The 19,444-nt window shown below is 42.1% G+C and carries 20 protein-coding genes; 16 read left to right on the top strand and 4 right to left on the bottom strand.

Annotated elements, in window-relative coordinates; translation table 11 throughout:
• The first annotated feature begins 26 nt into the window (after positions 1 to 26).
• The 14 genes from G596_RS23780 to G596_RS0110090 all read left to right on the top strand — a co-directional run bounded on the left by G596_RS23780 (position 27) and on the right by G596_RS0110090 (position 16,034).
• Positions 27 to 2,198 (top strand): hybrid sensor histidine kinase/response regulator, encoded by a 2,172-nt coding sequence (locus G596_RS23780; protein ID WP_022761736.1) that lies wholly within the window; start codon positions 27 to 29, stop codon positions 2,196 to 2,198.
• Positions 2,195 to 4,204, top strand: a complete 2,010-nt coding sequence (locus G596_RS21755) for a hybrid sensor histidine kinase/response regulator (RefSeq protein ID WP_022761735.1) — start codon at positions 2,195 to 2,197, stop codon at positions 4,202 to 4,204. The genes G596_RS23780 and G596_RS21755 overlap by 4 nt, the downstream gene beginning before the upstream one ends.
• 68 nt (positions 4,205 to 4,272) lie before the next feature.
• Entirely contained in the window at positions 4,273 to 5,859 is a 1,587-nt protein-coding gene (locus G596_RS0110145) for an NAD(P)/FAD-dependent oxidoreductase (protein WP_022761734.1), read from the top strand.
• Positions 5,860 to 5,929: 70 nt separating this feature from the next.
• Entirely contained in the window at positions 5,930 to 7,126 is a 1,197-nt protein-coding gene (locus tag G596_RS0110140) for an FprA family A-type flavoprotein (RefSeq protein WP_022761733.1), read from the top strand.
• Positions 7,127 to 7,227: 101 nt separating this feature from the next.
• Complete coding sequence (locus G596_RS0110135) at positions 7,228 to 8,307, top strand: PTS transporter subunit IIC (RefSeq protein ID WP_022761732.1); 1,080 nt, start codon at positions 7,228 to 7,230, stop codon at positions 8,305 to 8,307.
• Positions 8,308 to 8,422: 115 nt separating this feature from the next.
• Positions 8,423 to 9,451 carry a glycoside hydrolase family 5 protein gene (locus G596_RS0110130; RefSeq protein ID WP_022761731.1) on the top strand — a complete coding sequence of 343 codons (1,029 nt, stop codon included), beginning with the start codon at positions 8,423 to 8,425 and terminating at the stop codon, positions 9,449 to 9,451.
• Positions 9,452 to 9,582: 131 nt separating this feature from the next.
• Positions 9,583 to 10,023 carry a D-aminoacyl-tRNA deacylase gene (gene dtd, locus G596_RS0110125; protein ID WP_022761730.1) on the top strand — a complete coding sequence of 147 codons (441 nt, stop codon included), beginning with the start codon at positions 9,583 to 9,585 and terminating at the stop codon, positions 10,021 to 10,023.
• 18 nt (positions 10,024 to 10,041) lie between these two features.
• Positions 10,042 to 10,599 carry a GNAT family N-acetyltransferase gene (locus G596_RS0110120; RefSeq protein ID WP_022761729.1) on the top strand — a complete coding sequence of 186 codons (558 nt, stop codon included), beginning with the start codon at positions 10,042 to 10,044 and terminating at the stop codon, positions 10,597 to 10,599.
• 295 nt (positions 10,600 to 10,894) lie between these two features.
• A complete protein-coding gene (locus G596_RS23775) occupies positions 10,895 to 11,671 on the top strand; it encodes a helix-turn-helix domain-containing protein (protein ID WP_049944862.1) in 777 nt (258 codons plus the stop codon).
• 35 nt (positions 11,672 to 11,706) lie between these two features.
• Entirely contained in the window at positions 11,707 to 12,636 is a 930-nt protein-coding gene (locus G596_RS0110110; RefSeq protein WP_022761727.1) for a ParM/StbA family protein, read from the top strand.
• A gap of 23 nt (positions 12,637 to 12,659) precedes the next feature.
• Positions 12,660 to 13,019 carry a hypothetical protein gene (locus G596_RS0110105; protein ID WP_022761726.1) on the top strand — a complete coding sequence of 120 codons (360 nt, stop codon included), beginning with the start codon at positions 12,660 to 12,662 and terminating at the stop codon, positions 13,017 to 13,019.
• 741 nt (positions 13,020 to 13,760) lie between these two features.
• Positions 13,761 to 14,153: a plasmid mobilization protein gene (locus G596_RS0110100; RefSeq protein ID WP_022761725.1), complete on the top strand. Its 393-nt coding sequence runs from the start codon at positions 13,761 to 13,763 to the stop codon at positions 14,151 to 14,153.
• The gene (locus tag G596_RS0110095) at positions 14,102 to 15,319 is read left to right on the top strand and encodes a relaxase/mobilization nuclease domain-containing protein (RefSeq protein ID WP_022761724.1); all 1,218 of its coding nucleotides are present in this window, start codon (positions 14,102 to 14,104) and stop codon (positions 15,317 to 15,319) included. The genes G596_RS0110100 and G596_RS0110095 overlap by 52 nt, the downstream gene beginning before the upstream one ends.
• Positions 15,255 to 16,034, top strand: coding sequence for a DUF6040 family protein (locus tag G596_RS0110090; RefSeq protein WP_022761723.1), 780 nt, complete (start codon positions 15,255 to 15,257; stop codon positions 16,032 to 16,034). The genes G596_RS0110095 and G596_RS0110090 overlap by 65 nt, the downstream gene beginning before the upstream one ends.
• A 64-nt stretch (positions 16,035 to 16,098) precedes the next feature.
• Here the strand turns inward: G596_RS0110090 and G596_RS0110085 are convergent, their stop codons facing one another.
• Positions 16,099 to 16,899 (bottom strand): nucleotidyl transferase AbiEii/AbiGii toxin family protein, encoded by an 801-nt coding sequence (locus G596_RS0110085; protein ID WP_022761722.1) that lies wholly within the window; start codon positions 16,897 to 16,899, stop codon positions 16,099 to 16,101.
• On the bottom strand, positions 16,896 to 17,438 hold the full coding sequence (locus G596_RS0110080) for a type IV toxin-antitoxin system AbiEi family antitoxin domain-containing protein (RefSeq protein ID WP_026671285.1): 543 nt from the start codon (positions 17,436 to 17,438) through the stop codon (positions 16,896 to 16,898). The genes G596_RS0110085 and G596_RS0110080 overlap by 4 nt, the downstream gene beginning before the upstream one ends.
• Before the next feature lie 255 nt (positions 17,439 to 17,693).
• Between G596_RS0110080 and G596_RS21745 the strand changes: the two genes are divergently transcribed.
• Together G596_RS21745 and G596_RS26080 are read left to right on the top strand one after the other, a co-directional pair.
• On the top strand, positions 17,694 to 17,999 hold the full coding sequence (locus G596_RS21745) for an RNA polymerase sigma factor (protein WP_022761720.1): 306 nt from the start codon (positions 17,694 to 17,696) through the stop codon (positions 17,997 to 17,999).
• On the top strand, positions 17,962 to 18,144 hold the full coding sequence (locus G596_RS26080) for a DUF6040 family protein (RefSeq protein WP_442855850.1): 183 nt from the start codon (positions 17,962 to 17,964) through the stop codon (positions 18,142 to 18,144). Before G596_RS21745 ends, G596_RS26080 begins: the two co-directional genes overlap by 38 nt.
• 111 nt (positions 18,145 to 18,255) lie before the next feature.
• On the opposite strand, the gene G596_RS21740 is transcribed toward G596_RS26080, so the two are convergent.
• Both G596_RS21740 and G596_RS25210 read right to left on the bottom strand, forming a co-directional pair.
• Positions 18,256 to 18,678, bottom strand: a complete 423-nt coding sequence (locus G596_RS21740; RefSeq protein ID WP_022761719.1) for a Fic family protein — start codon at positions 18,676 to 18,678, stop codon at positions 18,256 to 18,258.
• Positions 18,638 to 18,799 (bottom strand): hypothetical protein, encoded by a 162-nt coding sequence (locus tag G596_RS25210; protein WP_022761718.1) that lies wholly within the window; start codon positions 18,797 to 18,799, stop codon positions 18,638 to 18,640. Before G596_RS25210 ends, G596_RS21740 begins: the two co-directional genes overlap by 41 nt.
• Positions 18,800 to 19,444: the final 645 nt, after the last annotated feature.

Genomic DNA, 19,444 nt, shown 5'->3' with positions numbered 1-19,444 from the left:
AGTGCACTATTTTATGAGGGGATAATATGCGTAGTGCAATAAAGTCAAAGTGGACAGTGCCGATAGCCATTGTCATACTTTTTGCTGTTTTGATATTCATGGTGAACAGCATTCAGAGCAGATTCATATACAGCGATCGCATGGTTCAGCTGACAACTTATTATTCGCAGCTGGAGTCTATTATTTCGACCAGATTTACGAGATATTATAAGCTCCTTCGAAGCTGGTCATATCATCTTGAACACGAGAAATCATCAGGGATAGAAGATTTCAATTCTTACATTTCCACAGAAAAGAGAATATGGGACGTCGAGCAGATATACCTGTTTGATGAAGAGGGAAACTATCTGGATACGGAAGGTAATATAGGTTCGATTGATGAGAACAAGGACTTTATCAATCGCCTTAAAACCGTAGGGGATAAGCAGGTTTCCCACATAATTGGTACAAACGGTAAGCGTCTGGACCTTTTTGTGTTAAGTGTAAAGCCCGGAAAATATGAGGGTGTCACTTATCGCGCAATTGGTATGGGGCTTGATTCCTATCAGATGAAGAGCCGGCTCTCTGTAAAGAGAAGTGACATGGCCGGATCTTTGAACTACCTGGTAGATAAAAGCGGAAATCTGATAATCACCTCTGTAAAGCAATCTCAGGAAATAGAAAACATTGTCGATTACATTTCGGAAAACGGCGAGGTTTTGTATGATCCCATCGGAAAAGGCTTCAGGGCAGAAATTGAAAGCCGTTTGACCGGTGTTATTGTCATGGAACTGGATGAGATAGCTTACTATATAACTTTTATGCCCTGCGGAATTGATGACAGCATGCTTGTATGCCTTACTCCGGCAAATGCTGTAGATAAGAATATTTCTCAGGTAAAAATGATCAACAATATACTGCTTATTGTGGCATTTGCTATTGTTCTAATTGTCATTATGGTGATAGTTCGTTATTTGTCTGTTCAGGAAATGCTTGTTGTTGCCAATTCCGCGAATGAAACAAAGACAAGGTTTCTTGCCAACATGTCCCATGATTTCAGGACACCTATGAACGCATTGGCGGGATATCTGAACCTTATGAAAGAAAATGCAGATGACCCCGATAAAGTCCGGGAATACGGAGAAAAGGCCGAGTATGCTCATCGCAATATGCTCAATATGATCAACTGCGTGCTTGATCTAAGCAAGATGGAAGAAGGAGGCGACGAGGTCAGGTATGAGAGATTTTATCTGAGTGATGTTCTTAACAGAGTCGGGCAGGAGATGGGAGCGCTTGCGGATAACAAAAGGCTGAAGCTTACGATAGACAGAGGTAAGGTCAAAGAGGATATATTTGTCGGTGATGATCTTAAGCTTGAGATAATTCTTAAGAACATAATTCAGAATGCTGTAACTTACACAGAGAATGACGGAATCATTAATGTTGATATCACTCCCGAAAATGAAGAAGATACCGAGAGGCTTATGCTCAGATTCGAGATCAAGGACAACGGAATCGGGATGGGCAGTGAATTTTTGGAGCACATTTTTGAGCCCTTCAAAAGGGAACAGAGGAAAAATGCAAGCAAGGAACAGGGTACAGGTCTTGGACTTACGGTAACCAAAAAGATGGTTGAATCGCTTGGCGGAACCATTAATGTTGAGAGCAAGATTAATGAGGGCAGTATCTTTACCGTGAGACTGGCCTTTGATATAGCGCCCAAAACCGAACTGGATGAGATAAGAGAGATTGAAGAGGTTTTGGAAAACGGAAATATGCAGGATGATTCCGGGGATGAGAATACATTTGAGGGGATGCGTTTCCTTGCGGCAGAGGATAATGAGCTGAATGCGGAAATACTTACAGAAATACTTAAAATGCAGGGCGCAGCGCTTGTGGACGTAGCTGAGGACGGTGAAAAAGCTGTAGAAGCATTCAAAGAAAAGGGTGAAGGCTACTATGACATGGTTCTAATGGATATTCAAATGCCAAACATGGATGGCTACCAGGCCTCTATGACCATTAGGGCGATGAAGGATGAGGGCAGGAAGGATGCAGGCAAGATTCCGATTATAGCGATGAGTGCAAACGCATTTAAGGATGATATAGAAAAAACCAGTGAGTCGGGGATGGATGCACATATACCAAAGCCGATTGATTTAAAGCTTTTTGAGAATACGGTCAAAGCACTTAAGGTCAGGGGGCACGAGAGCCTATGAGTGATAATAAAGAAAAAGCACAGGACAAAAAAATCCGGTGCAAGGAATGGTTTTTTGATTATGTTATAAAACAAAACAGAACGGTAGCTGCTATTTTCTCAGCAAAGGATTTTAAGGTTGAATTTCTGACTGATAATGCTGAGGAAATTCTTGGCGTGGACAGAGAACTCATTTACAAGGACATCAGAAATCTTATAGATTTGGGAGTGAGGGTAGAGGAAGAGATTCCGCCTTCGGACGACACTATTAAAAAGGTTCCGATGGGACAGACTATAGAGGCCGAAGTATTAGAAGCACATAATCAGAAAACAGGAGAGACAAAATATTTCAGAGGCAGCATTAACCACACAGATATGGACGGAGGCGACAACTTCCTTCTGATTTGGGTGGATATTACAGAGGAGATCCAAAGAAAGCGCCAGATGGAGGATATGATTGAGGTTGCTAATGCCGCTAATGAGGCAAAAACGAGCTTTCTCGCAAATATGTCCCATGATTTCAGAACGCCCATGAATGCCATAACAAACTTTAATCTTCTGATTGCCAAGAACTCAGACAATCCACAGAAAGTCAGGGATTATACACACAAAATCGGACTTGCGTGTCAGAATCTTCTTTCGCTTTTGAACGATGTTCTTGACATGAGTAAGATTGAAAGCGGAAAAGCAAATATTCACAATGAAGAATTTGCGCTGGGGCTTCTTTTGGAAGAGGTCAATTCCGTTGTGGCTTTTCAGGCTAAAAGTAAACAATTGGATTATCAGATAAAATCCGGATCAATGCCCCAGGATCGTTTTGTCGGCGACAAAAAAAGAATTAATGAGGTGCTTGTAAATATTCTTGGAAATGCGGTCAAATATACACCGACAGGCGGAAGAATTGTCTTTTCCGTATCAGAAGAAAAGTGCACCAGCGGGGATTACTGGGATGTGCGTTTTTCAGTAAGAGATAACGGAATAGGAATGAGCAAGGATTTTCAGGAAAAGCTGTTTGATGCCTTTACCAGAGAGGAGAGAAAGGAGACTTCTGGAATTCAGGGCACAGGTCTTGGAATGGCCATAACCAAGAGTCTGGTACAGATGATGGGCGGAACCATTTCGGTAGACTCCGAGGAGGGCCGGGGATCCACCTTCGTAATAACCCTGAGACTTCAGAGTATCAGACATGAGGCGGATGATTTCTGGGAAAAGAACAAAATCCGCAGATTACTTGTAATTGACGAAGATATAGATGAGTGCCATAACATAGAGACAGTATTTGAGGATACAGGGGTAGAAGTCCTTATCTGCTCGAGCGGATACAAGGCAATTAAGCTCATAGATGCAGGTGATGAGGAAGATAAGAGCATTGATGTCATTGTTTTTGGCATGCAGATAAGGAGCCTTAGCTGCTTTGAGGTCGCATCATATCTCAAGGAAAAGCCGCTTAAACATAAGCCTGTTTTTATCCTGTTAACTGATGAGTGGGAAGAAATTGCGGCTGAGGCCAGGGAGGCCGGAATATATGATTTCCTGCAAAGGCCGTTTTTCCTATCTACTTTCCGTCAACTCATGGAAAATGTTGTATGCAGGGTTGGTACGGAAAAGGAAAAGCAACTTGAAAAACCGCTTAAGGGAATAAGGCTTTTGGCAGCAGAGGATAATGATATAAATGCAGACATACTTTCAGAGCTAATGAACATGGAAGGTGCTGTGATCGAGAGGGCATCCAACGGCAGGGAAGCTGTGGAGATGTTTGAAAAGGCAGAGCCCGGATATTATGACATGATTCTTATGGATATTCAGATGCCATTCCTTAACGGATATCAGGCGACGGCAGCAATAAGGAAACTGGACAAGGAGGGTGCCTCACAAATACCGATAATTGCTATGACTGCGAACGCCTATGCCGATGATGTGCAGAGAGCACTTGATGCGGGAATGAATGCACATGTGTCAAAGCCCATAGATATGAAGGTTGTGGAGGCTACAATTTTGTCATTAAAAACAAATATGCAGTCGACATAGAGATTATTAAATGATAAAATTACACTATTGTGAACGTATATTAATAAGATAGTGGAGCAAATAGTAAGATGAAGAAAGCATTGATCATAGGTGCCGGTCCGGCCGGACTTACGGCAGCATATGAGTTATTGGAAAAAGCCAACGATATAGAAGTTGTTGTCCTTGAGGAGACAGACAAGTTCGGCGGTATTTCCAGAACGGTTGAGTATAAAGGAAACCGTATGGACATGGGAGGACACAGATTTTTCTCTAAGGTCCCTGAAGTTAATGAATGGTGGGATAATATGCTCCCCAGACAGGGAAGCCCGTCCTATGATGATATAGTTTTAAAACGTCCGTCTACTGTTGTAAAGGGCGGTCCCGATCCTGAGACAGAGGATAGGGTTATGCTTAGAAGAAATCGTATTTCACGTATTTTCTTTAACGGCAAATTTTTTGATTATCCCATAACACTGAAGGTTGAGACTTTCACGAACATGGGACTCGGCACAACTATCGTAGCAGGCTTTTCATACATAAAGGCGATGCTCTTTAAGCGCAAAGAGAATTCACTTGAAGACTTTTACGTAAATCGTTTCGGCAAGAAGCTTTACTCAATGTTCTTTGAGCACTACACAGCTAACCTCTGGGGCAGACATCCTTCCGAGATCGATCCCAGCTGGGGAGCTCAGCGCGTTAAAGGTGTCTCCATAATGGCGGTTCTTGCCAATGCATTTAAGAAAAAGAGCGGCAAGACAGGCGGAAAGGTTGAGACATCTCTTATCGAAGAGTTCAGTTATCCGAAGCTCGGTCCCGGACAGCTCTGGGACGTAACCGCATCCGAAATTCAGAAAAAGGGCGGTACCATAATTACAGGTGCAAAGGTTACCAAGATTAATAAGGATGGAGACCATCTCACAGGTGTTACTTATGTGAAGGATGGACAGAATGTCACCATAGAGGGTGATTACATAATAAGCTCCATGCCTATAAAGGATCTCGTGGCAGGAATGAATGATGTTCCCGCTGATCCTGCAAGAATCGCAGCAGGACTTCCTTACAGAGATTACATGACACTGGGTGTTCTTATTCCGCATCTTAATCTCGAGAATAAGACAAGCACCAAAACAATTGGAAACATCGTTCCGGATAACTGGGTATATGTTCATGATCGCAGCGTATCTATGGGACGTTTCCAGATCTACAACAACTGGTCACCTTATCTTGTTAAGGATATTGATAATACCGTATGGATGGGTCTTGAGTATTTCTGCAACGAAGGCGATTCCATGTGGAGTATGACAGATGATGAGTTTGCCAAGATGGCAATCAAGGAGATGGTTAAGATCAACCTCATCGATGAGGAAAAAGAGGTTCTTGATTATCATGTAGAGCGTGTTAAAAAGGCATATCCGGCTTACTTTGACACCTATGATGAGATGGACACACTTGTAGATTATCTCAACACCATCGACAACCTTTTCTGCGTTGGACGTAACGGACAGCACAGATACAACAATATAGACCACTCAATGTGCACTTCTTTTGAAACTGTAAAGAATATTCTTTCAGGCACACGCGACAGGAGCAACATCTGGAGTGTTAATACAGAGAAAGAATATCATGAATCCACGGAGGCAAAGAATCCAGAGGACGAAGAGATAGAAATAGACTGATTTTATACGGGCGCCAATTACAGTATTGGCGTCCGTTTTTAAAAGATGAGGGTAAAAGGAGGCAGAAACAATGATCAACTACACAAAGATTACAGATGAAACTTACTGGGTTGGAGGAAGCGACAGAAGACTCTCGAGGTTTGAGAATATCTTCCCTCTTGAGGATGGTGTATCCTACAACAGCTATGTGATTGCGGATGAAAAGACAGCACTTTTTGATACAGCCGATATTTCAATCTCCGATCAGTTTTTGGAAAATGTAGCCGGCGTTCTCGGTGATAAGAAGCTTGATTATCTGATCATTAATCATATGGAGCCTGACCACTGCTCACAGATAGCTACTGTTGTTGCTATGTATCCTGAGGTAACGCTGGTTGGTAATGCTAAAACTTTCACTTTCCTGTCACAGTTTTTCCCGGAGCTCGGCGCTCAGAGTAAAATCACTGTTGCTGAAGGAGATACCCTTGAGCTTGGTAAGCACACGTTGACCTTTGTAATGGCACCTATGGTGCACTGGCCGGAAGCAATGTTTACCTATGATAAGGCAACCGGAGCATTGTTTAGTGCTGATGCATTTGGTACTTTCGGTGCAATAGATGCGGGAATTTTTGCGGATGAATATGATTTCGAGAAGAAATTCCTTGACGAGGCCAGAAGGTACTATGCTAATATTGTTGGCAAATACGGTATGCAGGTTCAGGCAGTTCTTAAGAAGGCCGCAGCCATCGACATTAAGTATATCTGTCCGCTTCATGGTCCGATCTGGAGAGAGAATATAGCATGGTTTATAGATAAATATCAGAAGTGGAGCACCTATACTCCCGAGGATGACGAAATTGTTGTCATTTACGGAAGTCTCTACGGACATACAGAGAGTGCGGCGCAGAGAGCAGCAGCCATGATTCGTGAAAAGAGCGGAAAGAAGGTCAGTGTTTATGACGTATCACAGACCCATCCTTCAAAGCTGATATCCGAGGTTTGGCGCTGCGGCAAGATTGTACTGTTTTGCCCTACATATAATAACGGAATATATATTCCTATGGAGAACTTCCTGTCAGACTGCCAGGCGCTTACAGTTCAGAACAGAATATTCGCACTTGCGCAAAACGGAACCTGGGCACCTGCTTCAGGTAAACTCATGACAGAGAAGCTTCAGACTCTTAAAAATGTAACTATAGTAGAGCCTGTTCTCACGATCAAGAGTGCACTTCATGTGACAGATGAACCGGAGCTTGAAGCCTTCGTGACAGCTGTCGTTGAAGCATAAATCTATGAACGCGTATGGGGGCGTGTTCGGAAACTAATAATTTTTTAAGACCTTCACGTATACAGCCTAAAGAGGCTGATATAAGGAGGCAAGGAGGAGTAATGAAAGAGTTTTTGAAAAGAAAGAATATCGTAATCTCCGGAAAGAGATACGGTATCGAGGCACTGTCTGCAATGGCGCAGGGATTGTTTGCGTCGCTGCTGATTGGAACAATTCTTAACACCATTGGCACACAGTGCGGACTTGCGTGGTTATCCGAGATTGGTAAGTATGCTTCGTCGATGAGCGGAGCAGCTATGGCCGTAGCGATTGGTTATGCGCTACAGGCACCGCCCCTTGTACTTTTTTCACTTGTAACGGTTGGATATGCAGCTAATGCTCTGGGAAGTACAACACTTTCGGGTGGATCCGGAGCCGGTGGCCCGCTTGCTGTTCTTTTCATAGCAATAATTGCCGCTGAGTTCGGAAAAGCGGTATCTAAAGAAACGAAGGTAGATATTCTGGTAACTCCGATAGTAACTATTCTTGTGGGTGTTGGGCTGGCAGCCTTAATTGCACCTGCTATCGGAACCGCGGCTTCCTCAGTCGGAGGCGTGGTTATGTGGGCTACGGAGCAGCAGCCGTTCCTCATGGGAATCATTGTTTCCGTGGTTGTGGGAATTGCTCTTACTTTACCTATTTCCTCTGCAGCCATCTGCGCAGCCCTTGGACTTACTGGTCTTGCGGGAGGAGCTGCCGTAGCAGGTTGCTGTGCACAGATGATCGGCTTTGCCTTCATGTCATTTAAGGAAAATAAGTGGGGCGGCCTCATTTCACAGGGAATCGGAACATCAATGCTTCAGATGGGAAACATTGTTAAGAACCCTAAGATTTGGATTGCGCCGATACTCACAAGTGCAATAACAGGACCTATTGCAACATGTGTGTTCCATCTTCAGATGAACGATCCCGCAAGTGCGGTTGCCTCCGGAATGGGAACCTGCGGACTTGTTGGACAGATTGGTGTTTATGCCGGATGGGTAAATGACGTTGCTACAGGTGCAAAGGCAGGAATTACCGGATTTGACTGGCTTGGACTTGCGCTTATCTGCTTTATTCTTCCTGCAGTTCTTACATGTATTTTCGGAGCATTTTTCAGAAAGATCGGCTGGATTGGCGAGGGTGACCTTAAATTATCATAATAAGGCCATGATTTTGATAAAAATAATATGGTTTTAGTATAAAATAAGATATATGCAGTAATAAAATAGTCACCTGTAGATTTCTATTTTGAATAAGATTTAAGGAGAGAATGAAATGAAACAATTCCCGGGATTTTCACATGGAATTAACCTTGGTGGATGGCTGTCACAGTGCGATCATACCAAAGAGCGTTACGACAATTTTATTACAGAGAGCGATATCGAAAAGATAAAGAGCTGGGGGCTTGATCATATAAGAATTCCTGTAGACTACGATCTTGTTGAGGAGAAGGACGGAACTTATAAAGAGGAAGGCTTTGCATATATTCAGAAGGCTCTTGACTGGACCGGAAAATACGGTCTTAATACCGTGCTTGATCTTCATAAGACTTATGGCTACAGCTTTGACAGCGGCGAGCAGGAAGCAGGATTCTTTGAAAATGAGAAATTTCAGGAGCGTTTCTATAAGCTTTGGGAGCAGTTTGCGCAGCGTTTTGGAAAGTATGAAGACAGACTTGCCTTTGAGCTTTTAAATGAGGTAACAAAGCCTGAGTACGGCGAGACCTGGAATCGCATTTCAACCGAGTGTATCAAGAGAATCAGAGTTTATGCTCCGACAATCAAGATTCTTCTTGGAGGTTATTACAACAACAGTATTGTTGCACTCAAGGACATCTGTGATCCTTATGATGAGAACGTGGTCTACAATTTCCACTGCTATGAGCCTTTGATCTTCACACATCAGGGAGCACCGTGGATTGAGACTATGGATCCGAACTTCCGTATGGCTTTTGATTCCACATATCGTCAGTATGATGAGAATGCTTTTGCTCAGCTTGGAAACAGACCTGAGGAAATCAAAGTTGACGATCCTGATAAGAAGCTTGGAATTGAGTACTTCGAGCAGTATATGCAGGAGGCTGTAAGAGTAGCTGAGGAGAGAAATGTTGCACTTTACTGCGGTGAATACGGTGTTATAGAGAGAGCTACTCCCGAGGATGCATTAAAGTGGTATACAGCAATTGGAACCTGCTTTAACAAGTACAACATCGGTCGTGCTGCATGGAGCTACAAAGAGATGGATTTCGGCCTCTCTGATGCCCGTATGGACGGTGTGAGAGATGAAGTACTTAAGATGATGTAATATTTTCTGTTAACAGACTACAGATACCTTCCCTGAAAATCGGGGAAGGTATTTTTTTCTGCAAAAATCTTTGTTTTTCCTGTAAAATAGAGGTTAATACGGCCTTAAGGCTTTATGAATGGGAGGATAAAATGCGAGCGGTTTTAACAAGGGTATTATCGGCTTCGGTTACAATAGATGGTAAGAAGGTTTCAGAGATAGGAAAGGGCTTTTTGGTCCTTCTGGGAGTCAAGGTGGGTGATACGGAGCAAGAAGCAAAAAAGATTGCCGATAAAATCTGTGGACTCAGGATTTTTGAGGATGAGAATGGTAAAATGAATATTAACCCCAAGGATGCGGGAGCTGAGCTTTTGATAGTAAGCCAGTTTACTTTATATGCGGATTGCAGTTCAAGAAGACCTGGCTTTACGGACGCTGCAAGACCGGAGATTTCAGAGCCTTTATATGAGCTTGTGGTTTCCGAGTGCAGAGACAGAGGTTTTAATGTGCAAACAGGTGAATTCGGGGCAGATATGAAGGTTGAATCGGTAAATGACGGTCCGGTGACTATCGTGCTGGATATAGATAAATAGAAACGAGGATATGGATATATGAAAGAGAATGTTTTGCCGCTTGATACAGGGCGTTTTATAATACAGCCACAAGACATAGAGAATATCTGGGATGAAGAGTGGGATATATGTTTAAAAAACGTAGATAAAAAGAAGATAGGCAGTCTTCGCTTTGAGAATACCAATGTCCATGGGGAGATCCATTTTAGTGTCTCATTTGATGATACATATAAAGCGGGATATATTTCGGAGATATTTTATGCGGTAGCCAGCTTTGTATTTAAATCCGGTAAGGTTAAGGAAATCTGTACTGTCTGCAGACATGAGAATGAGAACCTGGTTCGCGGGCTCGAAAAAGCAGGCTATGTCCTTCGGGAATTTAAGGACGGAAATGATTATTACTCCATGAAAAAGCAGAAGACTTCCTGGACAGGTTTATATGTCATGATTGGAATGATAGCCGGGTTTATTATCGGAATAACTTTGTCAAACCTGTGGATGGGAACGATTTCAGGAGTTGTAATAGGTACTGTTATTGGATTTCTTATGGACAAAAGAGAGCAGGATAATACTGAAAGCAAAAAATTAAGGACTTGAATCTCTTCAAGTCCTTAAACTTTAGTCGGAATGACAGGATTTGAACCTGCGGCCTCTGCGTCCCGAATATAGATACGGATTTCCCGTTCTGTATTATTTCGTTCCAAAGCCTGTTATTTCAAGGACTTTCCGATCCAACGATTATATGATAACACCATATAACACAGAATAAAATGATGAATAGAGCTTTTTTGGTAGAACAAAAGGTAGAATTGTCAGCTCTCTATAAACTTTCACACAAGGTTTATGGAGAGCTTTTTTGAGCTCTTTTTTAATGCAAGTAAAGGAGCAGTTTATGGCAGTATTAAAAAACAAAACCCAGGGAAACTACACATTGGTTTCTCAGAATATTATGAGAGACAAAAACTTATCGCTTACGGAGCGAGGCATGCTTCTGACTCTCCTATCATTACCGGACAGCTGGCAGCTCACAATCAAGGGGCTCTGCCAGATACTTCCGGATGGAAAAGACAAGGTATCTAAAACCCTGAACAGTCTTATTGATAAAGGGTATATCACAAGAGAACAGAGCAGGGATGGAGGAGGCAAGTTTGACTCTACTATTCTTGAGGTCCATGAGACACCGGTAAAGCCTACTGAGCCAACACAGCCCACCGATTCCACTGATCCAGTTGATCGGTCAAGGAAAGTGATCAAAGAATTCCCGAGAAAACCAGAGACTTCACCGTGTCCTGAAAATCCGGATGCGGTAAACCCGTATGCGGAAAAACCGCAGCCGGAGAATCCGTCACAATATATTAATAATATATCTAATAACTATAAATCTAATACTAAAGAAGTGTGTAGTAAGGAGGACACACTCACAGATGATGAATATGAAGATCTGATAAAGGAGTTTGGCAAAGGAAGTGTTGACTATCAGATACAGCGTATCAAGGATCATGGTTATAAGGGATGCCTTAACCACGATACCATCAGGGCCTGGTGCAGGGAAAGGCTGAACTGCCCCGCGACAATGCCGGGAGCCCTGCCCAAAAAGAATGCCTTCTGCAATTTTCAGCAGAATGAGTATGACTATGAAGAGTTGGAAAGACTGCTCTTATGTAACTAAAAACAAATTTCAGAAAAAATGGAGGATTGAAAGGTATGAAAGATATATATATTGATGGAAAGTTAGTGATCGGAGTTGATCACGGATATGGGAACATGAAGACGAGAAATACAGTGTTTAAGAGTGGAGTTAAGAAGTACAGTGAGGATCCGGCTATTGCAACAAATGTGTTGCAGCTTGACGGTATGTACTACGTTATCGGTGAAAGTCACAAGGTATTCATAGCCAATAAGAATGCAGACGATGACTACTATATCCTTACTCTGGCTGCTGTTGCAAAAGAACTGGAACTCAGAGGCTTAAGATCGGCAGATGTGATACTTGCAGTTGGGCTTCCGCTTCACTGGATGTCAAAACAGAAAGATTCCTTCAGGGATTACCTGATGAGAAGCAGGGAAGTTAGTTACAGATACTGCGGGCAGTATTATCACATCAGAATCTGCGATGTGGCGATCTATCCTCAGGGCTATGCGGCTATAGCAGCTTCGCTCCAGGATTATAAAGGAGTCCACATGCTGGCAGATATCGGAAATGGAACAATGAACACACTGGTCATCACTAATGGCCGACCAGTCTCTGACAAAAAATATACCGATAAGATTGGTGTTCATGAGTGTGTAAAAAAAATCATGAATGAAGTACAGGCTGAATGTGGAAAGATTCCTGATGAGAGCGTTATTGAAGACTTTCTAATAAGTGGAACGTCTGAAGTGTCAGAAAGGATTCAGGCTGTCATGCACAGGGAGGCGGTCAAATATACTGAAATGATCTTCGATAAGCTCAGTGAATACGAGTATGATTCGGAGCTTGTTAAGCTCCATATCATTGGAGGCGGAGGATGCCTGATCAGAAATTTTGGAAAGTATGATACCTCAAGCGTAGAGATCATTGAAGACATCTGCGCTACAGCCAAGGGCTACGAAGAAATCTACAACGCACAGCACATACTGAGGAAAGGCGCGTAAGCTCTCTTCCCGGAGGTGATTGTATGTCAGAAAAGAGATTAAGCATCAGATTCCGCATGGATAATCCTCAGGATAAAGAAGCCTGGGAATTACTCCAAAGGATTTCTGAGGAGGAAAATATTTCCAAGAATGCAGTTGCACTCAGGCTCATATGTAAGGGGGCAGTAAGTGCCGAGAGCATTGAAACCAGTTCATGGAATATGATTGCGGAAAGAATTGCTGATCTGGTCACCAATAAACTGGAAGCAGGTATAAGGCAAATCAAAGAAATACCTGCCTGTGAAACCAGAGACATTACAACAGCAATCTCCAAGGATTCATCACTCACAGATGAATATAGGGCTGTCAGTGAAGATGCCCTAAGTTTTCTTGATGAATTTTAAGATGACATCACTTTGGTGCCACCTATAAAATTCATATGGCATCAGATTGATGCCAAACATTTCTTGCTCATGGGAGCAAGGCGATTTACCAGAAATGAAACCGGCGCAGTTCGCACCGATTTCATTTCTTCCCGGTTCGTTCGATACCTGACCACTTCGAAGGGGCAAATAGTCCACTGGACTGTTTGCTCCTTCTTTGTTTGAGCAGAGCACTTAGCGAGGTATTTACGAGCTTAGTGCGAGCCATGCAAGTTCACTTGGCGAGGTTCTTTCGAGCCTAGTGAAGCTTGCTGCAGGAATGAAAAGCTCGCATCGGTATCTCTCGCCCGGGCAAATCGCAAGACCACATATTTCCCCATCGCCCGCCGCACCGTCCCACACTTAAGTGCCATATCGGCGATGGAAAAATATGGCAAGTTTCGCAAAGTGGCAAGCCACATTTGCACCGGAAGAGGCCTTTCGGCTCTTCCTAAACTTGCCAGATGGGCTTCGCCCCCTTGGAACCCCCAGCAAAGGTTTATCCAACCTCTGCACACCGGAGTCGACTACCGGACTTCAGAAATAGAAATCATCCCCCGGATAATTTCTTTTCCCTACGTCCAATAGTCTAGAGGCGCAGGTCACGCCTTCCGGCTCGGTCGTTGCTAAACGCGTGCCACTGGCACGCAGCAACTCTGCATCCGCCAAAGGGATCCGCTTCCTTTGGAAACCAGCGTAAAAATAGAGAGGAGCATATTTAATATGGAAAAAGCTAAACGAAGAAGAAATAAAGCGATCACCATACGCATGAATGATACTGAATATGATGCATTGCAGGAAAAAATAAAAGAATCCGGATTGACGCAGCAGTCATTTATCATAAGTGCAATCCGTAACACAAACATCACCTCTGCCAAAGAGTTAGAGGTAATAAAGGATATCAGCAGGAATTTTGCTGATCAGGACAGGCAGCTAAGAGGAATAGCCACCAACATTAATCAGATGGCACATGTTGCAAATGGTCAGGGTCTCTTACCAACAGTAGAAAAAATGGATGAGATTGCTGATATGATTTTGGAATTTCGAAAGGAGGATGATAACAGATGGCGATTAATAAGGCAGTCGGTAAGCCCGCTAAAAGCCACGGGGGCTTGAGAAATACCATAGAGTACGTACTAAAGGATGAAAAGGTCAGGGAAGGATATCTGGATGTGATCGGGCCTTATCTTGAACCTACAGTCAACTACGATGCGGTGTATAGGGCCTGGCTGGAAGAAAAGAAACTGTGGGATAAGGATTCGGGAAGGATGTGTGCTCATAACGTCATCAGTTTTCACAAAGATGAACAGGTCACTCCTGCTGAAGTTCTTGAAATAGGAAGGGCTTTTACGGAGGAATTCTTTTCAGGGCACCAGAGCCTTATTGCAGTTCATCAGGACAGAGACCACCTTCACTGTCATATCGTAACCAACAGCGTTTCCTATATTGATGGCAGAAAGCTCCATCAGTCTAAAAAAGACTTGGAACAGCAGAAGGTATTTACCAACAACCTTTGCCGTGAAAGAGGACTGAATGTAGCTGAGAAAGGACATCACTTTGATGGTACTCCTATCGAGTCAGGCGAGATCATCACATGGAACAAAAATACTTACAAGCTTCTTACTAATGACTCAAAAAAGAGCTTTTTGGCAGACTGCGGAATTGCCCTTATGGAAGTAATCCCAAAGTCAGCCAGCAAAGAGGAATTCATTTCCGGAATGGCAGAGAAAGGCTGGTCTGTGAAGTGGGAGGACAAACGCAAACATATAGTATTTGAAAATGAAAACGGAGATAAGGTCCGTGACAGCATGATTGAAAAGACCTTTTCAGGTCTCCGTGTGAACAAGGAGGATTTAGCAATTGAATTTGAAAGACAGAATGAACTCAGGCTTGGAAACACAGAAGCCACAGAACGCAGAGACAGCACCGAAGATCCCGAAGCAGAATACTTCGAGCGATACTATGCAGAAGTCGAATCAGCTATCGCTGGAATCTCTGGTGGAGGCTCAGGCGGAGGTAATACGGAAGCAGAAAGTAGTGATTCGGCAGAAGGACGAGACGATAGCATTAAAGGAGAATCAGATACAGACTCTCTCATCAGAAAAGTTGAAGCTGACATCGACAGTAGCAAAAACCAGCGAGGAGTTATTGTACACGCAGAAGCAGAATCTAGAAATCGTGAAAGAGAACGACGACTTGAGGAACAGCGCAGGGCTCATGAGCAGGAAAGAACAGCAGAAATTAGTCGCAGATCTCGCAGACACTCAGAGCCTTCTCGCTGATACCAAAAGACTTGTCAACATGTCAAATGCTGATGCTGTTAAAAAAGCTCAGGCAGCCCAGGCGGCTGCCGAGCTTAAAGCCAAGAAGGACATTGCGGATTACAGGGATGCTGCTGATTCCAAAGTAGCTGAGGCAGTCAATGAAAAAAGTGCTGCAATTCGAACTGCTGATATCAGAGTTAAGATGGCAAAAAAGAAAGAAAAGATAGCCTGGAGATCCCTCGCTTCTACTCTCTTCTGCTGTCTTATCGCCAATCCTGCATTTCTAAATGACGTGCTGGATGCACTAACGTTGCCCTTCGTATGGGCTTGGAATGGAATAAATGACTATGCTTACTGGTTGGAAATTCCATACTATTCCAGGTATATTGAGGGAATCGAACAGCGATATGCCTATTCCACCGGAATGGCATGGCTACTCAGAATTACAAGCGTTTTCTTCTACACCGCTTTAGCTGTTGGCATCTGTTACGGCATTTGGAGAATTGTCCAGTACTACAGAGAACGATGGTGCAGCCTGTCTCTTAAGGTGCTGTTGGTATCCATAGGTGCTGTCATAGTTTTCGGAGAAGGCATACACAGTTTCATGAGGGTCAATCTTGTGGCACTGTTAATCATTATACAGGCAACATATCTTGGTGTTCTAATATACCTTGATGGATATTTTGAAACTCAAAACAGGGAGCGCTATTGGGAAAAGTTGCAGAAACGATGAACCAAGGGATAAGTGACCTAAACATCCGCAAAACGTGTTGGTTTGCGGATGTTTAGGTAAGTCTTTACGCTTTCTTGATAAATGAAATAATTCCAGAGATAACAACGTCTATATCTTCTTCAAGCCAGTTTATGTCTGTTGCATTAAGGTGGCTGACATAAAGCTTATCTTTAAAAATGAGGCTCAATCTTCTTAATACTCCATTAAGGTCTTTTTCACGCATATTAGGATCGTCAAAGATGTAGGTCTTAAAACACTTCCGCATAGTATCCTTGTTAATATGCTGGCTCAGATAATAAATATCAAAAATATCTTTGTAACGTGAGGAAAGCGTTCCAAATTTCAAAAGAGATTTTAGCTTTTCTGCTATCATCTGTTCGTTTGAATTAACCAATAGACTGGCACCTTCATCATCATAAGCTATGTCAAAGCAGAACTCTTCCTGTTCAATATCAAGCTTGTTATGTACGCCCAAATCCATTTTGTTTTCAATTGTGAACCCCTTGGAATCAGTGATCTGTACAAATACCCTTTTTCCGTGATAGTCCTGTTGTTTTAATTCTTTTATTTCGCCTACCCTTTTTAAAGTCAGACCTTCTAGGCAATTTAGCTTTGAAATAAAGGCATCTATAGAGGCATCGCTAAGAGAATATCTGATAAAGTCAAGATCCAAATCCTGTGTTGCTCTTCTGACATTTCCAGTCTTTCCGCGCATAACAACGCCACCCTTTATGGTGACGTTCCTATTAAGTGAACTTTTTGCTATAGCTTTAAGAATAAGGTCCTGACAAACTTTCGCCTGAGCGTTAGCATCTCCATAGCCATTCTCTATTTCTTTCTTGATCATTAAGTCTATATCAATCATAAAACCTCCAGTTGTAATGTTTGTAAAATCATAGAAGATTTAGGTACTTCATACGCATATTCCTGGACTGCCTGAATATCCATATCATAGATAATATCCCGGAAATTTAGAAGTACTTCCTTATATAAATCGAAGGGAACTTTGCTTTTATGGCGTATCAGCTCAACCAATAATCTTTCTTTTGAATAGATATTTATGCTGCAGCCTTCTCGATCCATAGAAACAACGCCCAGCTGCAATAAGTCGCTTCTTTCAAAAATCTGTACAACCCGTTTATCAGGAATTTTCGCAGCATTTCTGTCTGTAGCAAGATAGTATTTCTCTGGGATTCTGTCTGTTAGATTATAATAATAAAATGCACTATTCATTGTAAAAACAGCATTAGGATACTTTTGAGCAATGATGGCTAGTGCAGGAACATACTTTTTATCAGAGTAGATACCCTTTTCCTGCTGATATATTTGCCCGTCCTTAACGGCTTTTTTTAGATAGTATTTTGTTCCGAATAGTTTTACACTGTCTTCGTAAGTATAAATCATCCTAAACCTCCGCATAACTATATGATTTGCGTATGTTTAGTTAAATAGTATCATTTAATATTATTTATTTCAATGCCTCTATTCTATCCATATATGGGTGATGATAAAGGCGAAATAATACAATATGGGAGCTACATAGGCCTTTATAATGAAAATTCCTAGTATTTTTATTATAAGTGTCAGGTTTTGACATCATGAATTGTTTTATAGATAGAAGGCCTTCTAAAAGGAAATCAGAAAGTGAGACAGCATTACATGGAGGAAATGGAAGCAAGGCGGATAGTCGACAACTATGCAGACATGATCTTGCGAATCAGTTCGGGGTACGTGAAAAGTAGGAGTGAGGCGCAGGATATATGTCAGACGGTATTTCTGAAGTACATAACCGCAGGAAAAGAATTTGCCAGTCACCAGGATGAAAAGGCTTGGATCATAAGGATCACTATAAATGAATGTAAGAATGTTCTAAAGAGCGCTTTTTTCAGAAGAACTGTTGGACTGGAAGAACTTGGGGATATAAAAGATGAGGCTATCCACAGGTGCTGTCATAGTCTTCGGTGAAGGTATCCACAGTATCATGAGCATCAACCTTGTGGCACTGCTAATCTTATTTCAGGTTACATATCTTGGAGTTTTGATATATCTTGATGGATATTTCGAAACTAAAAGCAAAGACCGTTATTGGATGCGAATTCAAAACCAGTGAAATTGTATCAATCACGAAACTAAACCTCCGCAAGATAAAATGCTTTGCGGAGGTTTGGTAAATATATTGTCGTTATTTCGCAATAAAGATAATTTGGAAGAAATAAAAAAATCAACTGAGTGAGTCTCTCACTATTCTTTCCAGATATTCCTTTTTTGAGAAATTACTTCCATCAGAAAAGTAGGCATTGTAAGCAACAAGAGCTGTTCTTACATATCTTGCATTATCTTCAAAAAGCTTTCTATTAATAATATGTCCCTGATCATCAATAAACTGACAACAGAAGGTAACGGTTGTCCTTGTGTTACCCTCCCTAAAGGGATGAATCTTCCATAGTTTGGCTAATGAATCACAAAACTCAATAGTAACGGTATCATTATCCATGCTTTTCCATGGTTTTTCCCGCATATCAGATAATACATGATGTACATCGTTAACAATATCAAAAGGATCTGAATACTCAATCGACTGTCCGCCTAAAACATCCTCTTCTTTATAAATTGAGATATTTCTTATCCAGAAATTTTTTAGCATCCTCCATGGTTACTTCGCCATTTTTCTCTTTTTCAATATACTCTTTAAAGTCATCTGTTGGTTCCAGATCATCGACTTTTATCATTCCTATTGCATAATCCCATGCTTGTTCATTAGTCATAATGCAGTACCTCCATATCTATATAACTATATTATAACAAAAATTTGAGGTGCTTGCTTTGAATGATTGTTCAGTAAAGATGCCTTTTGTCATTGATCAGACATCAATTTTTTGAGTAGTTCATCAGCTGAATTGGCTTGAATTCCATCTATTGTACTTCGATGGGTATAATGAATGCTTCCTGTTATCTTATGTACTTTTTGATAAAGCGTTGCTTAATAGTTTTTTTTTTGTTTTTTAACACTCATTTTAGAGATAATTCTATATAATCAAGATATGGTATTTATCAACATTCTAAAATGAGGAAGAGCATTGAAGCATCGATACTTGACAGTAATGCGGAATAGAACTACGTTCCTTAGAGCAGAGCAGAGCAGAGCAGAGCAGAGCAGAGCAGAGCATGGGCTAACTGCGCCCTTTTTGCGTCTTGCGAGGCGCTTGAAACTGAATACTATATTCGTGATGGATAACCGTCGGACTTGACGGGGTTACTATACCCTGTCAGGTTCGGCGGTTTTTGTGTTCAAAAGATCGAAGGAAAAGGAGGATGTCTTATAGCGAAGAGCGAATTATCCGTCATAACAAAGGCGAAAGATCTGTGCAGCTATATCATGACCGTGACGGATAAGTCACCCAAGCGTTTTC

The sequence above is a fragment of the Butyrivibrio sp. AD3002 genome (assembly GCF_000420905.1).
Classification (GTDB): Bacteria; Bacillota; Clostridia; order Lachnospirales; family Lachnospiraceae; genus Butyrivibrio.
The sequence above is the reverse complement of the archived record's forward strand: the minus strand, read 5'-3'. Positions and strand labels throughout refer to the sequence as shown.